This window comes from Shewanella sp. UCD-FRSSP16_17 (assembly GCF_001675935.1).
GTDB lineage: Bacteria > Pseudomonadota > Gammaproteobacteria > Enterobacterales > Shewanellaceae > Shewanella > Shewanella japonica.
This window is the reverse complement of the sequence record NZ_LZFV01000001.1, coordinates 1,100,517-1,117,196: the sequence shown is the minus strand read 5'-3', so window position 1 is coordinate 1,117,196 and position 16,680 is coordinate 1,100,517. Positions and strand designations below refer to the sequence as shown.

15 protein-coding genes and 3 tRNA genes are annotated in these 16,680 nt (G+C 39.9%); 13 read left to right on the top strand and 5 right to left on the bottom strand.

Going from position 1 to position 16,680, the window contains the following annotated elements:
* Positions 1–63: 63 nt before the first annotated feature.
* The 5 genes from A9267_RS04710 to glnS all read left to right on the top strand — a co-directional run bounded on the left by A9267_RS04710 (position 64) and on the right by glnS (position 5,534).
* Positions 64–342 carry a peptidylprolyl isomerase gene (locus A9267_RS04710; RefSeq protein WP_055023893.1) on the top strand — a complete coding sequence of 93 codons (279 nt, stop codon included), beginning with the start codon at positions 64–66 and terminating at the stop codon, positions 340–342.
* A gap of 83 nt (positions 343–425) precedes the next feature.
* Positions 426–962, top strand: a complete 537-nt coding sequence (locus A9267_RS04705; RefSeq protein ID WP_065108387.1) for a GNAT family N-acetyltransferase — start codon at positions 426–428, stop codon at positions 960–962.
* 218 nt (positions 963–1,180) lie between these two features.
* Entirely contained in the window at positions 1,181–1,420 is a 240-nt protein-coding gene (locus A9267_RS04700; RefSeq protein ID WP_055023891.1) for a FeoA family protein, read from the top strand.
* Positions 1,413–3,707, top strand: a complete 2,295-nt coding sequence (gene feoB, locus A9267_RS04695; protein WP_065108386.1) for a Fe(2+) transporter permease subunit FeoB — start codon at positions 1,413–1,415, stop codon at positions 3,705–3,707. The genes A9267_RS04700 and feoB overlap by 8 nt, the downstream gene beginning before the upstream one ends.
* Before the next feature lie 156 nt (positions 3,708–3,863).
* Positions 3,864–5,534: a glutamine--tRNA ligase gene (glnS, locus tag A9267_RS04690; protein WP_065108385.1), complete on the top strand. Its 1,671-nt coding sequence runs from the start codon at positions 3,864–3,866 to the stop codon at positions 5,532–5,534.
* Between the two features lie 88 nt (positions 5,535–5,622).
* Here glnS and A9267_RS04685 read toward each other — a convergent pair whose 3' ends face one another.
* On the bottom strand, positions 5,623–6,636 hold the full coding sequence (locus A9267_RS04685; RefSeq protein WP_065108384.1) for a glucosaminidase domain-containing protein: 1,014 nt from the start codon (positions 6,634–6,636) through the stop codon (positions 5,623–5,625).
* Between the two features lie 160 nt (positions 6,637–6,796).
* Positions 6,797–7,393, bottom strand: coding sequence for a Yip1 family protein (locus A9267_RS04680; RefSeq protein ID WP_055023887.1), 597 nt, complete (start codon positions 7,391–7,393; stop codon positions 6,797–6,799).
* 336 nt (positions 7,394–7,729) lie between these two features.
* Here A9267_RS04680 and miaE point away from each other — a divergent pair, with 336 nt between their 5' ends.
* A complete protein-coding gene (miaE, locus tag A9267_RS04675) occupies positions 7,730–8,497 on the top strand; it encodes a tRNA isopentenyl-2-thiomethyl-A-37 hydroxylase MiaE (RefSeq protein ID WP_065108383.1) in 768 nt (255 codons plus the stop codon).
* 50 nt (positions 8,498–8,547) lie between these two features.
* Here the strand turns inward: miaE and A9267_RS04670 are convergent, their stop codons facing one another.
* The gene (locus A9267_RS04670; RefSeq protein WP_065108382.1) at positions 8,548–9,270 is read right to left on the bottom strand and encodes a UDP-2,3-diacylglucosamine diphosphatase; all 723 of its coding nucleotides are present in this window, start codon (positions 9,268–9,270) and stop codon (positions 8,548–8,550) included.
* A gap of 6 nt (positions 9,271–9,276) precedes the next feature.
* A complete protein-coding gene (locus A9267_RS04665) occupies positions 9,277–9,771 on the bottom strand; it encodes a peptidylprolyl isomerase (protein WP_055023884.1) in 495 nt (164 codons plus the stop codon).
* A gap of 142 nt (positions 9,772–9,913) precedes the next feature.
* Here A9267_RS04665 and cysS point away from each other — a divergent pair, with 142 nt between their 5' ends.
* On the top strand, positions 9,914–11,296 hold the full coding sequence (gene cysS, locus A9267_RS04660; protein ID WP_065108381.1) for a cysteine--tRNA ligase: 1,383 nt from the start codon (positions 9,914–9,916) through the stop codon (positions 11,294–11,296).
* A 115-nt stretch (positions 11,297–11,411) separates the two neighbouring features.
* Here the strand turns inward: cysS and folD are convergent, their stop codons facing one another.
* Complete coding sequence (folD, locus tag A9267_RS04655) at positions 11,412–12,266, bottom strand: bifunctional methylenetetrahydrofolate dehydrogenase/methenyltetrahydrofolate cyclohydrolase FolD (protein ID WP_055023882.1); 855 nt, start codon at positions 12,264–12,266, stop codon at positions 11,412–11,414.
* A 255-nt stretch (positions 12,267–12,521) separates the two neighbouring features.
* Here folD and A9267_RS04650 point away from each other — a divergent pair.
* From A9267_RS04650 to clpX, 6 genes are all read left to right on the top strand, one after another.
* Positions 12,522–12,598, top strand: a tRNA-Pro gene (locus A9267_RS04650).
* A gap of 111 nt (positions 12,599–12,709) precedes the next feature.
* Positions 12,710–12,786 (top strand) — tRNA-Arg (locus A9267_RS04645).
* 7 nt (positions 12,787–12,793) lie between these two features.
* Positions 12,794–12,869, top strand: a tRNA-His gene (locus tag A9267_RS04640).
* 284 nt (positions 12,870–13,153) lie between these two features.
* A complete protein-coding gene (gene tig / locus A9267_RS04635) occupies positions 13,154–14,458 on the top strand; it encodes a trigger factor (protein WP_055023881.1) in 1,305 nt (434 codons plus the stop codon).
* Between the two features lie 90 nt (positions 14,459–14,548).
* The gene (clpP, locus tag A9267_RS04630) at positions 14,549–15,160 is read left to right on the top strand and encodes an ATP-dependent Clp endopeptidase proteolytic subunit ClpP (protein ID WP_055023880.1); all 612 of its coding nucleotides are present in this window, start codon (positions 14,549–14,551) and stop codon (positions 15,158–15,160) included.
* A 130-nt stretch (positions 15,161–15,290) separates the two neighbouring features.
* Positions 15,291–16,571, top strand: coding sequence for an ATP-dependent protease ATP-binding subunit ClpX (gene clpX / locus A9267_RS04625; protein ID WP_055023879.1), 1,281 nt, complete (start codon positions 15,291–15,293; stop codon positions 16,569–16,571).
* The last annotated feature ends 109 nt before the right edge of the window (positions 16,572–16,680 follow it).

The following is a 16,680-nucleotide window of genomic DNA, read 5'->3' as shown; positions in this document are numbered from 1 at the left end:
TATATAGGGAGTTTTGCTCCCTATATTTTTAGCAATTTTATCTACAATTAGTAGGAGTACATCATGGTACAGGCAACTGCACGACACCTTTTAGTTAGCTCAGAAGAGCAATGTGAGCAATTGAAACAAGAAATTCTAGCGGGTGCCGATTTCGCTGAAATTGCAAAAGCAAATTCTTCATGCCCATCTGGAGCACAAGGTGGAGAGTTAGGTTCTTTTGGGCCAGGAATGATGGTTCGTGAATTTGACGAGGTTGTTTTTAGTGCGCCATTAAACGAAGTTCAAGGACCAGTGAAAACACAATTTGGGTATCACCTTCTTGAAGTAACAAGCCGCGGTTAATTTAACTCTTAATCGTCGAAGGCAGCTTTGGCTGCCTTTTTTATTATTTGTTACTCAATAAATTTAATCAATGGAATTGATAAATGATTGCATTATATACAGATAGGTTAGTCATTAGAACAATTCAGCAAAACGACTGGTCAAATGTGCTAGCAATTAATTCTGATCAAACTGTGTTAACACATATTCGGCCTGTTACCTCTACTGCGGATATTGAGTCGACTTTTAAGCAACGGTTGGAACCATGGTCATACGATTCAGGTGATTGGTTAACCTTAATCATTGAAACAATACAAGATAAGACGTTTGTAGGCTTAACCGGTTTTTATAAAGAGTCCGACGCGATGAATCGTGCTGAAGTAGGCTACTTAATAAGTCCAAACCAACAAGGTTTAGGTTACGGCACTGAAAGTTTAAAAGCGGTTATCGATTGGGGAATACACGAATTCAATATTCAAAAGTTTATCGGTTATTGTGCTGTCGATAACATTGGATCGGCTCAGGTAATGCGCAAGTGTGGATTTATCCAAGAAGGGTTATTAAGACAGAACCATAAGATTGGTGACAGGCAAATAGATGAATACCTGTTTGGATTGCTTCAATCTGATATTAGGATTTAAACAATCAAGTTTAAATGAAATAAATTGCGAGTTTTAAGCCATACATAAATAAGCCATAAAATCACTTCTTAAACTCGGGCTTTTATCACATAATTACCAATACAATTGAAAACTATTCTCGTTTCCACTTATAAAACATGATCTAGGTAAAGGTATTGCGTAAATGTCTAATATAAAATTAATCAATTATAAAATTTTGCACGCAAGGTGGATGTCTAATGAAGCTCAGTGAACTCAATCCTGGGGATACGGCTAAGATCGCTGAAATCGGTCAACTTTCTTTACCTCAAACAGTAAAGCGGAAGTTGTTATCTATGGGGATTACACCTCATACAGCGTTCACAATGTTACGCCGAGCACCAATGGGGAGTGGTGTAGAGTTAGAGTTACGCGGTAGCCGTTTATGCATGCGTCGCGATTTAGCAGATATCATTGAGGTGGTAGTAGCACATGACTAAAGAATTTCATTGCGTCACTGTAGGTAATCCAAATGCAGGTAAATCAACTTTATTTAATGCATTAACAGGCGCGAATCAGCAAGTTGGTAACTGGTCAGGTGTTACAGTTGAAAAGAAAACAGGCTATTTCACGTTAGATAATACCAATGTTCATCTTACTGACTTACCAGGTATTTATGATTTGCTGCCAGCTGGCAATAGTTGTGATTGCTCCCTTGATGAGCAAATTGCTCAACAATATTTAGCAGATCAAAGAGTTGACGGGATTATTAACCTTGTTGATGCAACTAACATTGAACGCCATTTGTATTTAACTGTGCAATTAAGAGAACTTGGTCTTCCTATGGTTGTGGTGTTAAACAAAATCGATGCAGCTAAAAAGCTTGGTATTGAAGCGGATATCGAACGAATGAGCCAAGAGTTAGGTTGCCCTGTTGTTGCCGTTTGCTCTAGAGACGAATCAGATATAAAGCAAGTTCAAGATCAAGTGCTGAGTTTATTAAAAGGTGAGGTCACTGAATCTCCGCTGGTACTAGATTACGATGAGTCCATTGAGTCCGGTGTTAAAACGTTACAACAACATGCTGAAAACTTGAGCCGTGGTCGTGCACTAGCCATGCTGGGTAATGGCAATGGCTGTGGACAATGTGATAGTACTAGCCTTAAAGATGTAGTAAACAACTGTACTCAAATCGCTGAGCAGTCAGGTACCGACATTGAGGTACTTGTTGCCACGACAAGGTTTGATTTTGTTCAAAAAGTATTTGATGCATCAGTGAGTGTCGGTGAGCATGAAAGTGCAAGCGACAAACTAGATAAAATCATTCTTCACCCAGTGCTTGGTGTGCCAGTCTTTTTGCTGGTGATGTACTTAATGTTCATGTTTAGTATCAACGTGGGTAGCGCCTTTATTGATTTCTTTGATATTACTGCTGGTGCAGTATTTGTCGACCAATTTGGCGCCTTATTAGAATCTTTTGGCTCACCTTTATGGTTAGTAACTATCTTGGCTGGCGGTATTGGTCAAGGTATACAAACTGTGGCCACCTTTATTCCTGTTATTGCCGCATTGTTCCTCGCATTGTCAGTACTTGAAGCATCTGGTTATATGTCTAGAGCTGCTTTTGTCGTTGATGGTTTAATGCGTCGTATTGGACTGCCTGGAAAAGCGTTTGTTCCAATGATTGTAGGGTTTGGTTGTTCCGTTCCTGCCATTATGGCGACACGTACACTAGGCAGTGAGCGAGAAAGAATTGTCACAGGCATGATGGCACCATTTATGTCTTGTGGTGCTCGTTTGCCTGTATACGCCTTATTTGCTGCAGCATTTTTTCCAGACTCGGGTCAAAATCTTGTATTTTTACTTTACATCATTGGTATTTTAGCCGCAGTTGGTACCGGCTTATTACTGCGTAGTACAGTGTTGCCAGGTACCAGTAGTGCTGTGGTGATGGAATTACCAAGTTATGAAATGCCAAAGGCGAAAGCGGTTTTTTCACGTACAACCAAACGTACAAAAAGCTTTATCCTAGGCGCAGGTAAGACGATTGTTATTGTTGTAACACTACTGAACTTTGTGAATGCCATTGGTACCGATGGTAGTTTCGGTCATGAAGACAGTAAAGAATCGGTATTGAGTGTTCTGAGCCAAAAAGTCACGCCGTTTTTCTCTCCTATGGGAGTAGAGCAAGATAACTGGCCGGCAACAGTAGGTATTATTACAGGTATCTTTGCTAAAGAAGCCGTTGTTGGAACGCTTAATAGTTTATATTCAGATCCAACAGAAGGTGATGAAGAGCTTGCAAGTCTATCTGAAAGCTTCTCAGAAGCATGGGATACCATTCCTGAAAACTTATTCGGCATTGCACCAGAAGATCCATTGTCGATTGATGTAGGTAATGTAGAAAATATCGATGAAGCTGCAGAAGAGCAGGGGGTTGATCGTTCAACCTTCAGTGCACTACAAGCGGGTTTTAGCACTAAGGTAGCTGCTTTTGCTTACTTGTTATTTGTTTTGCTTTACACACCATGTGTTGCAGCAATGGGAGCATTAGTCAATGAGTTCGGTTCTAAATGGGCGCGTTTTGCAGCGCTATGGACCTTTGGTTTAGCATATGGCAGTGCCACTGTTGTATATCAAGGTGCAAATATAGCCAAGCACCCTGTTCAATCAATTGGCTGGATTTCATTCTTCAGTATTGCATTGGTTGGGTTTTATTTCTGGCTTAAAAAGCAGGGTAAGAAAAATCAACAGATTATTCCTGATGTGCGAGTCATTACCGAATAAGCATAAATAATGTGCAAATCAAAACCAGCATTTTAGTAAATGCTGGTTTTTTGTTTTCTGATGATTATTTTTATCAAACAGGCATTGTAACTCACGTAAAACTGTAGGATCATCGAAGGTCTGAAAATTTAACCACCGTGCACTAAGAGGAACTCTATGAGTCAAGTGGACAACGAAGTACGTCCAAGTAACTTCATTCGTAATATCATTGATGAAGACTTAAAAAGCGGAAAGCACGATAGCGTGCATACACGTTTCCCGCCGGAGCCAAATGGTTTTTTACATATTGGGCACGCAAAGTCTATTTGTTTAAATTTTGGTATTGCAAAAGATTATCAGGGTCAATGTAATTTGCGCTTTGATGATACGAACCCAGAAAAAGAAGATATCGACTACGTTCACTCAATTCAGGATGACGTACGCTGGTTAGGGTTCGATTGGGCGGGTGAAATTCGTTATTCATCTAACTATTTTGATCAACTTCATCAATATGCGTTGGAGTTAATTAATAAAGGGCTTGCCTATGTGTGTTTTTTGAATGCAGAAGAAACACGTGAGTACCGTGGTACGTTAAAAGAGCCTGGTAAAAATAGTCCTTACCGTGATACCAGTGTTGAAGAAAACTTAGCGCTGTTTGAAAAAATGCGCTTAGGTGAATTCAAAGAAGGTGAGTGCGCTTTACGTGCTAAAATCGATATGGCTTCACCATTTATGTGTATGCGTGATCCCGTTATCTATCGGATCCGTTTTGCACATCATCATCAAACTGCTGACAAATGGTGCATTTATCCAATGTACGATTTTACGCATTGTATCTCAGATGCTATCGAAAATATCACTCACTCTTTATGTACATTAGAGTTTCAAGATAACCGACGTCTATATGATTGGGTATTGGATCATTTAGATGATTTCAATCAACCAAACCGCACGCGTCAATATGAATTTTCAAGACTAAACCTTGAATATACCTTGATGTCGAAGCGTAAATTAAATGACTTGGTTGAAAGAAACTTAGTGAATGGTTGGGATGACCCTAGAATGCCAACGATTGCTGGACTTCGTCGTCGTGGCTATACTCCTGCATCTATTCGTGAGTTTTGTCAGCGTATTGGCGTAACAAAACAAGAAAACTTGATTGAAGGTGGGGTGCTTGATGCCTGTATTCGTGAAGAGTTAAATGAGCATGCACCACGAGCAATGGCTGTATTAAAGCCAATTAAAGTGATAATTGAAAATTATCCTTCGGATTCACCAGAAACAATCAATGCCCCTATGCACCCGAATAAGCCTGAGATGGGTACTCGTGAATTGGCATTTGGTAAAGAATTGTTTATTGATGCTGAAGATTTCCGTGAGTCTGCAAATAAGCATTTCAAGCGTTTAGTGTTAGGTAAGGAAGTTCGTTTACGTAACGCTTATGTGATTAAAGCTGAACGTTTTGATCAAGATGAAGACGGTAATGTGACTACTGTTTACTGTACTTACGACAATGAGACATTAGGTAAAAATCCTAGCGATGGTCGTAAAGTAAAAGGCGTGATTCATTGGGTTGAAGCTTCAACGGCTAAGCAAGCAGAGTTCCGTCTTTACAATAGATTATTTACTGAAGCAACGCCTGCAGCATTTGATACTGTAGATGAGGTGATTAACCCTGAATCTTTAGTTGTCGTAAATGGTGTTGTTGAAGCAGGTCTTGTAAATGCTGAAGTTGAGAAGGCTTATCAATTTGAGCGAGAAGGTTACTTCTGTGCAGATAACAAAGATTCAACAGCTGAGCATTTAGTTTTCAATTTAACAGTGCCTTTACGTGACTCTTTTGCATAAATGATAAAATGACATGTTGTCATATTTAAAAGCCAAGGTGTTGACCTTGGCTTTTTTGTTTTTACTCGTTAATTAAATCTAAAGGGTATTATTGATTGGATGAAATCAAGTGTAATGGTCTGTCATTGCTCAAGTAGGCTTCATCAACTTGATCTAATTTATTATAACGAATCATCTGCTGTATGCCGTCAATGTAAGCTTGCCCGCGTTCTGAATATTTATCTAGCGTAGAAGCCAATTGTATTCCTGTAATAGGTTGTTCATCGGCTCTTAAATCTCGTCTAAGCTCTCTAAGCTTAATATAGGCTGCGTTAGTGTTAATATTTAGCATATATCCTTCTACAGAAGCTTGCGGTGTATCAAACCTTGCTAGACCATAGTTTCCTAACTCTTTTCGTTGTTGCTTAGGGATCATTCCGTTACCACTAAAATCCCACTGTCCGAAAAAGGCATTACCTTCAACGGTAAACCGGGATGTTGCCCAACCACTTTCTTCTGCTGCTTGAGCTAATACAAGCGATGGCGGCATGATATCGACGCGCTTTAATAATTTCTGTCTTTGTTCTTCGGTTAGTGCACTGTCTTTGTCACTGATTACCTTATATTTAACTGCGATATCGATGAGTGATTTATCATCAAGTGAAGCTTGTTCGACAGTTTGTCGTTCGTTAAGAATATTCTCATTACTGATTAAAATCAGTGGCGCCATTAATCTAAAAAATACCATCTTTTTCATCTGCACTGGAATTTCATTGGACGTTTGCTGCCACTTCTCACTGACTCGCTCAAAGGTTAGGCGAGGGACTTCTCGTACACCCGCTTTCCAGCTTTCGGTATTGTAATTAAGTGAGTCAAAGAGGCTAATCAGTTCATCTAATGAATTTAAGCTAATATCTTTGGCTGCTTGATTCGATTTTGATTGCACCGATTTTGATTGAACCGATGTCGTTTCAGCAACAGGTTTTGAATTTGAAGTTGTTGGCTTAATTTCAGATTGAACCTTTCCTTCATCGGTTGAGGATTTTACCCAATAATTAATGGCGAAAAGTCCAAACAACAACAGTGCGACAAACAGAATTTTTTGGTAAGTATTTTTAGTCATGTGTTCCCTTAACGATACGGCTTATTGTGCCGCTATAGATACAAATTGATCGTCTATTACATGGCAATTAAGAGCGACGCATTCTCAAGCGAATAAACTAATGTTTTATCCACACAATAAAAAAGGCGCCAATGCGCCTTTAATTATAGTCGATTTGTGACTATTGCATCATTGGGCCGAAACCCATGCTCCAAAGAATAACACTACTACCCATTAGACCAACTAATAATACCAAGCCCGCAGTCACTACTGAGCTTGCGTAAATAAAGCCTTTTTCTTCAGGGATATTCATTATGATCGGGACTCCGGCATATAGCAGATAAACAGAGTAAGCTAAGCCTGCTAGGCCAACGAGCATAATAAACCATAGCACTGGATAAAGTACTGAAATGCCCACCATAAATAAAGGTGTTGCAGTGTAGGCGGCCAGCTCTAAAGCTTGAGTAAAGGTTGGCGTGGCATCGAATGTTTTTGCCATCCAATAAGATAGGTAGGCAAGTGCAAGCACGCCACCGATTAAGCCAAAATACATACCGACAGACATGAACATTGCGCTTTGCGGTGTTAAAAATAAAGGTTCACCATTAGCTGGATGCCAGCCAATGTAGGCAGTAGCAATATAGCTACATACAGAAGGAATTAAAGCGATAAGTAAAATATGACTTAGACTGCTTTTTACAGCTTCGTGATTGCGTTCAATTGTCTTCCACTCTTCCTTTGGATGAGTGTATAGCCCCATTAAGTGATTTAATATCATTGTTATTATCCTTGTTTAGCATTCATACATAGCTCGCCAAACTTCAGACGAACTGATCATAGCCCCATATATCAATCGCCTTAATCAGTCCCACACATACCAGCTTAAATGACTCTGCTTTTTGAGTGATTTAAGCCAATAATAACTTCATCCCTATAGAAGTTTATCCATTAAAGGCAATCGAAATACAACTTTAGCAACTATTGTTACGAAGATGTATAGACTATTTATTGAACATAAGCATCCATTCGTCAAGCTCTAATACGCTTTTATCTGTAGAAATCTTGTTATTAGAGGTAAAATAGCTGCAAATCCAGTCGACTACTTAAATCATTCATGCAGCAATTACTTGAGCCAATTAAGGCGTTTTTAAAATGTGAGACACCACAGTCATGGGTAGATGAAGCCAAAAAGCCTGAAAACTTGTATTTGCTTTTAAGAGACCACTTACTATGTGAATTAAAAGCCGCTCAAAGTGCTATGTTTTTAATTCGAAAATACGCCGTAGATAAAGACAGCGCAACCCAGCTTAGTTCGTGGATCAAGCCTTACGAAGAATTTGCTTATAAAAAGCAAGGGTCCTTAGAGACACTTAAAGGTAAAAGTAATATTTCAAAGCAAGTTACGGTCAGAGCTGATTGTGACTATGGCCAAGATTTAGTGGATAAAATGGTGCTGCTGATTAAGGAGGAATTACATCACTTCTATCAAGTGTTAGAACTCATGGATGCGAAAAACATTCCCTATGAATTATTAGAAGCTGGGCGATATGCGAAAGGAATGATGAAGCATGTGAAAACTTTTGAACCTGACGCGCTCGTTGATAAATTAATCATAGGGGCATTTATTGAAGCGCGTTCTTGCGAACGTTTCGCTAAAATCGCACCCTATTTAGATGCAGATTTGGAAAGGTTTTATATTTCTTTGTTACGTTCAGAAGCCCGTCATTATCAGGACTATTTATCTTTAGCGCAAACTATAAGTAAAACTGATATCAATGAACGAGTAGCATATTTTGCAAATGTTGAAGCAGAGCTTATTCAATCGAATGATGAAGACTTCAAGTTTCATAGTGGTGTACCACATAATCTAGTCTCGAATTAACGCATTAATCTTAAATATCTTGAATTGAGCCGAATTAAGGCCTGTATTGACTATCGCTGAGTTGTAAAAGGCAGTTGTTGTAACATCGCACTGTCTTTTTTTATGATAAGAATACTGCCTTGTTCGTACCAGTCGCCGACGACGATACGCTGTTTATGATTGTCGAGTTCATGAATTGCAGGTCTGTGAGTATGGCCGTGGATCATGCGAGTTGTATTGGTTTTAGTCAATAATTCACTAACCGCTGATGGTTCAACATCCATAATCTCGTAGGTTTTTTGTTGGTTACTGTTTTGACTTTTTTGTCTTATGTTTGCAGCAATTTTTTGTCTAGTCGATTTAGGAAGGTGACGATAAATCCACTTTACAATAGTAGAATTACGAAAGCGTCGAAAACGTTGATAGGCTTTATCTAATGTACATAGACTATCGCCGTGAAGAACCACGGTTTGAATACCATATAAATTAAGTATGTTAATTTCTGGCAATAAAATCATCCCAGAGCGACTGGCAAATTCATTACCTATCATAAAATCACGATTGCCATGGATGAAGTAAACAGGCAGTTTGGTTGAGACTGATTTTATATGTGTTGCTATTTCATCGGTATACTGCTCAGCAATATCATCACTGGTCCATACTTCAAATAAATCACCGATAATATATAAAGCTTCAACCTCAGAAAGGTCTGAGTTGAGATATTCAATGAAGGCTTTGGAAATATCAGGACGATCTGCACTTAAATGCAAATCGCCCATAAATACAGTATGCACTCGCGTTTATTCAGCTACGCTTACACTGTTGATTACCACGGCTTCTAATGGCACGTCTTGATGCATGCCACGGTTGCCAGTGCTGACACCTTTAATTTTTTCAACGATGTCTAAACCTTCAACAACTTCAGCAAACACACAGTAACCCCAGCCTTGGCCTGTTTCTGCTTTGAAATCTAAGAAAGTGTTGTCACTGACGTTGATAAAGAATTGCGCTGTAGCAGAATGAGGATCTGAAGTACGAGCCATAGCAAGAGTACCAATCTTGTTTGATAAACCGTTATTCGCTTCGTTCTTAATCGCTGCTTTAGGCGTTTTCTGAACCATGTCTTCGGTAAATCCACCACCTTGAACCATGAAACCATCAATTACACGGTGAAAAATCGTCCCATCATAAAAACCATCTTTAACGTACTGCATGAAGTTTTCAGAAGTTAAAGGCGCTTTTTCTGTATTTAGTGCAACTTTAATGTCGCCCATATTGGTGTGTAAAGTGATCATATTAAAATACCTTGATAAAAATTGTTGCGGGATTCTAACTTATCTAACGTGAGGCTTAAAGTGCAGTATTCAAAACAGTATTGCTCATGATAGACTTTATCCCAATTATATTGGTATCAAAACGAGTAAAAGAGAACCATCGATGTTGAAAATTTACAATAGTATGAGTCGTGATAAGCAAGAATTTAAGCCGATTAACCCTGGAAAAATTGACATGTATGTATGTGGTATCACCATCTACGATTTATGTCATATTGGCCATGGTCGTACTTTTGTTTCTTTCGATATGATCGTTCGTTATTTACGTTACCGCGGCTACGAAGTGAATTACCTGCGTAATATCACCGATGTTGATGACAAGATTATTAAGCGTGCCGCTGAAAACAATGAAAGTTGTGATTCGTTAACTGAGCGATTAATTGGTGAAATGCATAATGATTTTGATGCATTGAACATGATGCGACCTGATTTTGAGCCAAGAGCAACGTTACATATCGAAGAAATCATCGAGATGGTTCAAAAGCTGATTGCTAAAGATCATGCTTACGTATCTGAAAGTGGCGATGTACTATTTAGCGTTTCTTCATTTCCTGAGTATGGACGTTTATCAGGCCAAAATCTTGAGCAATTACAAGCTGGCGCACGAGTAGAAGTTGAAGATACAAAGCGTGATCCTATGGATTTCGTATTGTGGAAAATGTCCAAGCCAGGAGAGCCAACTTGGGAGTCGCCATGGGGACCAGGTCGTCCTGGATGGCATATCGAATGTTCTGCGATGAACAGTAAGCATTTAGGCGAGCATTTTGACATCCATGGCGGTGGCAGTGACTTGCAGTTCCCACACCATGAAAATGAGATTGCTCAGTCTTGCTGTGCCCACGGTTCACAATACGTGAATTACTGGATGCATACTGGAATGGTCATGGTTGATAAAGAAAAAATGTCCAAGTCATTAGGTAATTTTTTCACTATTCGTGATGTATTAGCCCATTATGATCCTGAAACAGTGCGTTATTTCTTATTGTCAGGCCATTACCGTAGTCAATTGAACTATTCAGAAGACAATTTAAAACAAGCTAAATCGGCTCTTGAACGTATTTATACTTCACTTAAAGGGCTTGACCTTACGGTTGAGGCTGCACCAGCTACAGAATTTATTAATAAATTTACTGTCGCAATGGACGATGACTTTAATACACCAGAAGCTTACTCTGTAATTTTTGATATGGTGCGTGAAATTAACCGCTTGAAATTGGTGGATATGGCTCAGGCAAGTGCATTGGGTGTGAGCCTTAAGTCACTGACAGATGTGTTGGGTATTATCAACCGTGATGTTGATGCATTCTTCCAAGGTGACGGTAGCGATGATGAAGTGGCAGAGATAGAAGCGCTGATAGTTGAGCGTAATCGCGCCCGTGCAGAGAAAGACTGGCCAGCTGCTGACGCTGCTCGCGATAGACTAAATGCATTAAACGTCGTACTTGAAGATGGTGAAGAAGGCACAACTTGGCGAAAGAAGTCGTAGTTAAGTCCTTGTGATAAAAAAGCCTGCTATTTTTAGCAGGCTTTTTTGTTTATAGGCTTATTATCAGTAGGCTTTGGGTCAAAACAAAGCAAGCTTAATTATTAAGCATTTACAGTTAATCGTGATACTGCTCGGCAGCATAAAGCGTATTTTCAAGTAGACTTGCGATTGTCATTGGGCCAACACCGCCAGGTACCGGTGTAATGAACGCAGCTTTTTCTGCTGCAACATCAAACTCAACGTCACCAACTAAACGACCATCTTCAAGTCGGTTAATCCCTACATCAATAACTATTGCACCAGGCTTAATCCATTCTCCTGGAATAAAGCCTGGCTTTCCTACCGCGACAACCAGTAAATCAGCTTGACGTACTTTTTGTTCTAGATTTTTTGTAAAACGATGACAAGTTGTTGTAGTGCAACCCGCTAGGAGTAATTCAAGTGTCATAGGGCGGCCAACAATGTTTGAAGCGCCAACAATGGTTGCATCCAAGCCATAGGTATCTACGCCCGTAGATTTTATTAAGGTAATGATGCCTTTTGGCGTACATGAACGTAATACAGGAATACGTTGTGCTAAGCGGCCAACATTATAAGGGTGAAATCCATCAACGTCTTTATCAGGTCTGATACGCTCAATCACTTTTGAATCTTCAATATGAGCGGGTAAGGGAAGTTGTACCAAAATTCCATCAATTTTAGGATCTTCATTACATTGATCGATTAAGGCTAATAGTTCAGCTTCAGTTGTACTGGTTTCAAGGTCATATGAGTAAGATTCGAAGCCAACTTCTTCACAAGCGCGGCGTTTACTACCTACATAAACTTGAGACGCTGCATCAGCGCCGACTAGGATAACCGCGAGGCCAGGAATACGCTTGCCAGCAGTTTTGCGTTCCAGCACTTTTTCTTTTAACGTGCTACGAATAGATTGTGCGATCGCTTTGCCATCAATATTTTGGGCAGTCATGGGGGTATAGTTTCCTTTATATGGCGCGATGATATATGAATTTTAACGACGCGTATTCTATCAGTCAGCCATAGTTCTGTCATGATTATTGACTTAGTCATTTATTGAAAACAGAATTTTTTGTGTGTAAAAACAGCAGCTGAACAAGTTTGTAAAAAAAATCGTTGACGATAGTAAAGTGACTCGTTAATATGCGCTCCGTTCTCGCAGTTAAGGCATTAAGTTAATGCATAAACCTTGATTGGCAAGACTTCTCGGTGATTAGCGCAGCCCGGTAGCGCATCTGCTTTGGGAGCAGAGGGTCAGAGGTTCGAATCCTCTATCACCGACCAAATTTCTATTTGTAAAGTTAACGCTTTATGAATAAGCTGGGAAAGTTAAACTGAAAACCAAATCAGTTTACTATTTATCTAGCAGGTATACAGAATAAGTATGTAAGCCAAGCGCCACTAGCTCAGCTGGATAGAGCAACGCCCTTCTAAGGCGTGGGTCTCAGGTTCGAATCCTGAGTGGCGTACCAAATTATGGTGATTGTAGCTCAGTTGGTAGAGCCCCGGATTGTGATTCCGGTTGTCGTGGGTTCGAGCCCCATCAGTCACCCCAAATTCTGCATTAAAAATGCACGATTGTAGAGAAAGCGACCTTAGGTCGCTTTTTTTATGTCTAAAATCCCCATATAACCGCATTTTCAGGCTCGACTCTATTGTAATCGGTCGCTATAATGTCGCGTCTTGATAAATATCTAATACGAATTACTACAGGTAATAGCGCTGAAAAGCTGCTGTATCATGCTTTTATTAGTAAACATTAATAATCAAGAAACGAATATTTAATAGTTGAGCTTTCGACTATTACAAAGGACGTCAGACATATTTCGAGGTAAAACAATGCAAGTTTCTGTTGAAACAACTCAAGGCCTAGAACGTCGCCTAACAATTTCTGTTCCTGCTGAACAAATTGAGAAATTAGTTAAAGACAATTTAATACGTGAAGCGAAGCGTGCAAAGATTTCTGGTTTCCGTCCAGGTAAAGTACCAGTTTCTGTCATCAAGCAACGCTACGGCGCTGCTATTCGTCAAGATGTCACTGGTGAAGTTATGCAACGCAACTTTATCGAAGCTATCATGGCTGAAAAGTTAAACCCAGCAGGCGCGCCAGTTTTTGCTCCAGGTAAAACTGAAGGCGAAAACTTTGAGTTCGTTGCAACGTTTGAAATCTACCCAGAAGTAGCATTAACGGGTCTAGACGCAATTGAAGTTGAACAACCACAAGCTGAAGTTAATGACGCTGACGTTGACACTATGATTGAAACACTTCGCAAGCAACACGCTACATTTGCTGTAGTTGAAACTGCTGCAGAAGAAGGCAACAAAGTTAAAATGAACTTTGTTGGTTCTGTTGATGGTGAAGAGTTTGAAGGCGGAAAAGCTGACGACTTCGAATTAGAACTTGGTAGCAACCGTATGATCCCTGGTTTCGAAACTGGTGTTATCGGTCATAAAGCAGGTGATGAATTCGAAATCGAAGTGACTTTCCCTGAAGACTACCATGCTGAAAACTTAAAAGGTAAAGCAGCTAAGTTCGTTATTACACTTACTGAAGTTCAGTCTGCAGAATTACCAGAAGTTAACGATGAATTCGCTTCTTTATTCGGTATCGCTGAAGGTGGTTTAGACGCACTTAAAGCTGAAATCCGTAAAAACATGACTCGTGAACTTGAGCAAGCGCTAAAAGCAAATGTGAAAGAGCAAGTTATCGAAGGCTTATTATCAGCTAACGAAATCACTATCCCTAAAGCACTAGTAGACGGTGAAGTTAACGTTCTTCGTCAACAAGCTATGCAACGCTTTGGTGGCCAAACTGAGAACATGCCTGAGCTTCCTGCTGATTTATTCACAGAGCAAGCTGAGCGTCGCGTTAAAATTGGTTTACTTCTTGGCGAAGTTATCAAAACTAACGAGCTTCAAGCTGAAGACGAACGTGTTCAAGGTCTTATTGCTTCAATGGCTTCAGCTTATGAAGATCCAAGTGAAGTGGTTGAATACTACAATGGCAACAAAGAGCTTATGCAAAACATGCGCAACGTAGCGCTTGAAGAGCAAGCTGTTGAAGTTTTACTAAAATCTGCAAAAGTGACGACTAAAGACGTCGAATTTGAAGAATTTATGAACAAGGCAACAGGTAAAGCGTAACCATCGCTTGACTTGATTGGCGGTTCGCCATTTATAATGGCTCGTATGAGGTTCCTCATACGAGCCATTTTTATTTTAGGGAAATATAAAATGCATAAAGCGCCAGAATCTGTACTCAATGCTCTTGTACCTATGGTTGTTGAACAAACTGCTAAAGGTGAGCGTTCATATGATATTTACTCTCGTTTATTAAAAGAGCGAGTAATTTTCTTGGTTGGTCAGGTTGAAGAACACATGGCTAACCTGATCGTGGCGCAGTTACTGTTCCTAGAATCAGAAAGCCCAGATAAAGATATTTCAATCTACATTAACTCGCCAGGTGGTTCTGTCACTGCTGGTATGGCAATTTACGACACAATGCAGTTCATTAAACCGAACGTAAGCACTGTATGTATTGGTCAAGCTTGCAGCATGGGCGCATTCTTATTAGCGGGTGGCGCAAAAGGTAAGCGTCATTGTTTGCCGAATTCTCGAGTCATGATTCACCAGCCTTTGGGTGGTTTCCAAGGCCAAGCGTCTGACATTGCAATTCATGCTCAAGAAATCTTAGGCATTAAGAATAAATTAAATGAAATGTTAGCTGAACACACTGGGCAACCATTAGATGTTATTGAGCGTGATACAGACCGTGATAACTTCATGAGTGCACAAGAAGCTGCTGATTATGGTTTAGTTGATTCAGTTTTTGAAAAGCGTAGCTGATTTTTAAGCCTGAGTACGCTATTCTGTGATGAATAGCGTATAAAAAATATTTAACTGTTTCTGTGTAGTACAAATAATGCACAGAGAGTATATCTAAAGACAGTGAACAGGCTGCAACAGAGGTAGGGTAATGGGCGATAACAAAAGTACCGGTGACAGTGGCAAACTACTGTACTGCTCTTTTTGCGGAAAAAGCCAACATGAAGTAAGAAAGCTAATCGCTGGACCTTCGGTATATGTTTGTGATGAATGTGTTGAGTTATGTAATGACATCATTCGTGAAGAAATTAAAGAGATCTCGCCAAAGCGTGATCAAGACAAGTTGCCAACACCACACGAATTGCGTGAGCACTTAGATGATTACGTTATTGGTCAGAACCAAGCTAAAAAGGTGCTGTCAGTTGCTGTTTATAACCATTATAAACGTTTACGCAATGGCACGCCGATTGAAGGTGTTGAACTAGGTAAAAGTAATATCTTGCTTATTGGACCAACGGGTAGTGGTAAAACACTGCTAGCTGAGACGTTAGCTCGTTCATTAGATGTGCCATTTACTATGGCTGATGCAACGACACTAACTGAAGCGGGTTACGTAGGTGAAGATGTTGAAAACATCATTCAGAAGCTACTGCAAAAGTGTGATTATGACGTTGAGAAAGCGGAGCGCGGTATCGTCTATATCGATGAAATCGATAAAATCAGCCGCAAATCTGACAACCCATCAATCACCCGTGATGTATCTGGTGAAGGTGTTCAGCAAGCTTTGCTTAAGCTAATTGAAGGTACTGTTGCTTCTGTGCCTCCACAAGGTGGACGTAAACATCCACAGCAGGAGTTTTTGCAAGTAGATACGTCTAAAATCCTATTTATTTGTGGTGGTGCATTTGCTGGGCTTGAAAAAGTTATTGAACAACGTGGGCTAACTGGAACAGGTATTGGATTTGGCGCTGAAGTTAAGGGTGAAGCTGATAAAGTCACTATTTCTCAGACGTTAGGCAAAGTTGAGCCTGAGGACTTGATTAAGTTTGGCTTAATCCCTGAGTTTATTGGCCGTTTACCTGTTGTTGCTACGCTAACTGAATTAGATGAAGCAGCGCTAGTACAGATTCTTTCTCAACCTAAAAATGCACTAACAAAACAATATGGTGCATTGTTTGAGATGGAAGAGGTTGAACTTGAGTTCCGTGAAGATGCTTTAAAAGCCATTGCTCATAAAGCGATGACGCGTAAAACCGGTGCTCGTGGCCTTCGTTCAATCATTGAAGATATCTTACTTGATACTATGTATGATATTCCTTCAGTTGAGGGCGTAATTAAAGCTGTTGTCGATGAATCTGTCGTCAAAGGCGAGTCTGCCCCCATCTTGATTTACGAAAATGCTGACAACCAAGTTGCTGGTGGCGAGCAATAATTCGTCGCTTTTGCTAATAGTTGAAAAATAAGGAGTCCATTGGGCTCCTTTTTTCGTATTGCCCATTGAAACTCTTAGAAACATCCCAATATACTGATTATATAATCCA

Excerpts from the sequence above, each read along its gene's own strand:
- A9267_RS04710 (WP_055023893.1), top strand. The coding sequence starts at position 64 with ATGGTACAGGCAACTGCACGACACCTTTTAGTTAGCTCAGAAGAGCAA.
- A9267_RS04705 (WP_065108387.1), top strand. The coding sequence starts at position 426 with ATGATTGCATTATATACAGATAGGTTAGTCATTAGAACAATTCAGCAA.
- A9267_RS04700 (WP_055023891.1), top strand. The coding sequence starts at position 1,181 with ATGAAGCTCAGTGAACTCAATCCTGGGGATACGGCTAAGATCGCTGAA.
- feoB (WP_065108386.1), top strand. The coding sequence starts at position 1,413 with ATGACTAAAGAATTTCATTGCGTCACTGTAGGTAATCCAAATGCAGGT.
- glnS (WP_065108385.1), top strand. The coding sequence starts at position 3,864 with ATGAGTCAAGTGGACAACGAAGTACGTCCAAGTAACTTCATTCGTAAT.
- A9267_RS04685 (WP_065108384.1), bottom strand. The coding sequence starts at position 6,636 with ATGACTAAAAATACTTACCAAAAAATTCTGTTTGTCGCACTGTTGTTG.
- A9267_RS04680 (WP_055023887.1), bottom strand. The coding sequence starts at position 7,393 with ATGATATTAAATCACTTAATGGGGCTATACACTCATCCAAAGGAAGAG.
- miaE (WP_065108383.1), top strand. The coding sequence starts at position 7,730 with ATGCAGCAATTACTTGAGCCAATTAAGGCGTTTTTAAAATGTGAGACA.
- A9267_RS04665 (WP_055023884.1), bottom strand. The coding sequence starts at position 9,771 with ATGATCACTTTACACACCAATATGGGCGACATTAAAGTTGCACTAAAT.
- cysS (WP_065108381.1), top strand. The coding sequence starts at position 9,914 with ATGTTGAAAATTTACAATAGTATGAGTCGTGATAAGCAAGAATTTAAG.
- folD (WP_055023882.1), bottom strand. The coding sequence starts at position 12,266 with ATGACTGCCCAAAATATTGATGGCAAAGCGATCGCACAATCTATTCGT.
- tig (WP_055023881.1), top strand. The coding sequence starts at position 13,154 with ATGCAAGTTTCTGTTGAAACAACTCAAGGCCTAGAACGTCGCCTAACA.
- clpP (WP_055023880.1), top strand. The coding sequence starts at position 14,549 with ATGCATAAAGCGCCAGAATCTGTACTCAATGCTCTTGTACCTATGGTT.
- clpX (WP_055023879.1), top strand. The coding sequence starts at position 15,291 with ATGGGCGATAACAAAAGTACCGGTGACAGTGGCAAACTACTGTACTGC.